At 73.8% G+C, this 3,004-nt stretch carries 5 protein-coding genes; 3 read left to right on the top strand and 2 right to left on the bottom strand.

What is annotated here, in order from left to right; genetic code table 11:
- On the top strand, positions 1-724 hold a 724-nt coding region (locus tag ABT106_RS31585), incomplete at its 5' end, for an NADase-type glycan-binding domain-containing protein (protein ID WP_502979541.1).
- Between the two features lie 27 nt (positions 725-751).
- Here ABT106_RS31585 and ABT106_RS31590 read toward each other — a convergent pair.
- Both ABT106_RS31590 and ABT106_RS31595 read right to left on the bottom strand, forming a co-directional pair.
- On the bottom strand, positions 752-1,489 hold the full coding sequence (locus ABT106_RS31590; RefSeq protein WP_351284407.1) for a VOC family protein: 738 nt from the start codon (positions 1,487-1,489) through the stop codon (positions 752-754).
- 198 nt (positions 1,490-1,687) lie between these two features.
- Positions 1,688-2,056 carry a PRC-barrel domain-containing protein gene (locus ABT106_RS31595; RefSeq protein WP_351284401.1) on the bottom strand — a complete coding sequence of 123 codons (369 nt, stop codon included), beginning with the start codon at positions 2,054-2,056 and terminating at the stop codon, positions 1,688-1,690.
- Between the two features lie 391 nt (positions 2,057-2,447).
- On the opposite strand from ABT106_RS31595, the gene ABT106_RS31600 reads away from it, so the two are divergent.
- Entirely contained in the window at positions 2,448-2,687 is a 240-nt protein-coding gene (locus tag ABT106_RS31600; protein WP_267726189.1) for a DUF6213 family protein, read from the top strand.
- A gap of 38 nt (positions 2,688-2,725) precedes the next feature.
- On the top strand, positions 2,726-2,914 hold the full coding sequence (locus tag ABT106_RS31605) for a DUF6381 family protein (RefSeq protein ID WP_351284405.1): 189 nt from the start codon (positions 2,726-2,728) through the stop codon (positions 2,912-2,914).
- Positions 2,915-3,004: the final 90 nt, after the last annotated feature.

Raw genomic sequence — 3,004 nt, forward strand, 5'->3', positions numbered from 1 at the left:
ACGCACCCCGCGGCCGGCCGCGGGGCAGCAGGGGCCGCCGTGCCCGGACTGCGGCCGGGCGAACGCCCCGGCCCGGGCCTTCTGCCGCTCCTGCGCCGCGCCGCTGGGCACCCGGCGCGAGGAGTCGGCGCACGGGCCCTTCGCGGGGCAGCGTCCGGCCCTGCGGCGGGAGCGGCGGCAGTGGATCGTGCGGGCCGTCGTGGTGGCCGTGGTCGTCCTGGTGGCCGTCGGCGGCCTGATCGGGGGCCCGCCGGCCGCCCGCGCGGTCCAGGACCACTTCGCCAAGCGGGTCGCGGTCCGCCCCACCGCCTGGAGCGCCTCCCACTCCGCCGCGGGCCACGGCCCGGAGGCGGCCTTCGACAGCTACTCCAACACCTGGTGGGGCACGGGGTACGCGGGCGATTCCAACGGCCAGCACCTCCAGGCGGACTTCGCCCAGCCCGTGGGCCTCCTCGCCGTGCTCCTCACGCCGGGCACCTCCAAGCGACCCGGCCAGGCCGCCGACCAGGCCCGGCCGCAGGAGGTCGACCTGATCGTGACCGACTCGGCAGGCCGTGCCCGGACCGTCCACAGGACCCTCGACGACGGAGGCGTCCAGCGCGTCGACGTCCGGGGCCGGGACACGGTTTCCGTACGGCTCGTGCTGCGGTCGGCGTACGGCAGCGGCCCGGACCGGCAGGTGGCGGTGGCGGAGGTGGAGTTCTTCGGCCGTTCCCGCACGTGAGGGCCCGGCGCGGCGCCGGTCCCGCGGTCAGGCGGGAGGGCGGTGCGGGGCCACCACGGTGAAGAGCGCGCCTTCGGCGTCGGCGAGGACGACCGACCGGGCGTCGCTGGTCGTCCGCACCGGCGACGCGGTCCGCCCGCCGCTCCCGAGGGCCGCCTCCACCGTCGTCTCCAGGTCCGGGACGCGGAAGTGGACGTGCCAGCGCGGGCGCACGAGCGGGTCGGGGTCCGCTTCGAGCGCGCCGCCGCTGATGCGGGCCACGGTGTCGCGGCCGTGGCGGAGCACGACGTGGTCGTGTTCGTAGGAGACCGAGCAACAGCCTGGCTGCTCGCCCGCCCAGTCGAGGACCTCGCCGTAGAAGATGGCGGCCGCGAAGGCGTCCCGCGTACGCAGTTCAAGCCAGGCCGGAGCCGTGCCGCGGCCCACCGACCAGTCCGGGATCACCTCTCCCTCCCAGAACCCGAAGACGGCGCCGGCCGGATCCGCCGCGACGGCGGCCCGGCCGGTGCCGAAGGCGAGCGGGCCGACGGCCGTGGTGGCACCGCGTTCCCGGATCCGCGCGGCGGTGACATCGGCGTCGTCGACGGCGAAGTACGGGGTCCAGACGGCCGACAGGCTCAGCCGCTGGGCCAGCGCGCTGAGGCCGGCGACGGGGGCCCCGTCGCGGAAGGCGACGGTGAAGCCGTCTCCGAGATCGGTGGGGCGGAACTCCCAGCCCAGCACAGCGCCGTAGAACCGCTGTGCGGAATCAAGGTCCGGGGTCATCAGGCTGACCCAGCAGGGGGCTCCGGAGACCTCATGGCTCGACGTGGACACAGCTGCCAGCCTCATCTGCCGCTCGGGTGGGACAGGTCCCGTCCACGGTAGCCCCGGTGCGGGCGAGAGTCCGTGAGGCACGGCTGCCGCGCTCACGCCCCGTGGCCGGCGGCTGACGCGCGGCCCGGCCGCGCCCGGCCGTGCCCGTCAGGCGCGGTGGCTGCCGAACGAGCCGCCGATGCCGTAGTAGGTACCGATCTGGTCGTGGTACTCGGGGTCCGCGAGATGGGCTTCCCGGTGGAACTCCGGAGCGTCCTTGATCTGGTCCTTGGTCATGTTCACGTAGACCTTCTCCTCCTCCAGGTCGACACGGGTCACGGTGCCCGCCGGCAGGAGCACCTCCTTCCCGAGGATCCACACGCCGGTGTCCACCACCAGATATGCCTCACCGGCCTCGTCGGAGTGCTTGTCCACCTTGCCGATGCCGCCGTCGGTCGCCTCGACCCTGTACCCGGTCAGATCGGCGCCGGCCAGGTGCCCCGAGGTCGCCGCGTAGCTCCATCCGTGCTCGGTCACGTGAAACAACTCCTCCGGTCGCAGAACGTCCGCCCTTGGACCGCCTGCCCCGGGAACGGAACCGCACACCACGGCCGCTCCGGGCGGACCGGAGTGGCCGCCGATCCTTGGAGGCAACAACATGATTCCCTGCTGCGTCACGACAACCACTCCGGCAAGCTGACCCGTACCCCGGATATCCTTTTTCATACGACTCGGTCCAACCAATGCGTCGTGTCGTGCCCCGTACCGTGCGGCGAGCGGCCCGCGGTGCGTCGTTTCCCGCGCCGCGGCGGCCCGGGGCCCCGTTCGGGCGCTCTCCGGGTTGCCGTCCCCCTGCCCGGGTACCCGCTCCAGGAGAGGGGCGGACGAACGGTGCGCACCCGACACCTCGGCGAGAGGCGGCGGCTACATGATCCAGATCCCCATCCCCCTGATCCCCACGGAAGAGGGCGTCCTCCTCATACCGGCCGAGCAGGTGACGGCGCTGCTGCGCCGGGTCGCGGCCGACTGGCTGGACGCGACGGATGCCGAGGAGACGGATGCCGATCCCCAGACCGTGCTCGCCATGACCGGGGTGCTCAACCGGCTCGCCGACCAGATCGACGCGGAGTGCATCGCCTGTACCCCTCCACCCGGTGAGGAGCACTGACCGTTCCGGACCCCGACCCGACATCCCAGGAGGACTCGATGGACGCCACCAGCGGAACGGACGAGAACGCCCGTCGGATGCGCGACAAGGCCCAGGAGCTGGAGCAGGCCGCGGCGCACGCCACCGAACCGGCGGAGCACGACCGGCTCATGCGCAAGGCCCTGCGGATCCGGGAGGTGAGCGAGCGGGTCAATGGGCCCGGCAGCGGAACCATGGATCCCATGTGAGCCGGTCCGGGGGCCGCGGCACCGGACGGGGATGCGGCGTTCGGCGCGAGACGCGAGCCACGGCACGGCGGTGGGCCGCCCCGTCCGGGG

The sequence above is a fragment of the Streptomyces sp. NPDC002044 genome (assembly GCF_040296725.1).
GTDB classification, from domain to species: Bacteria; Actinomycetota; Actinomycetes; order Streptomycetales; family Streptomycetaceae; genus Streptomyces; species Streptomyces antarcticus.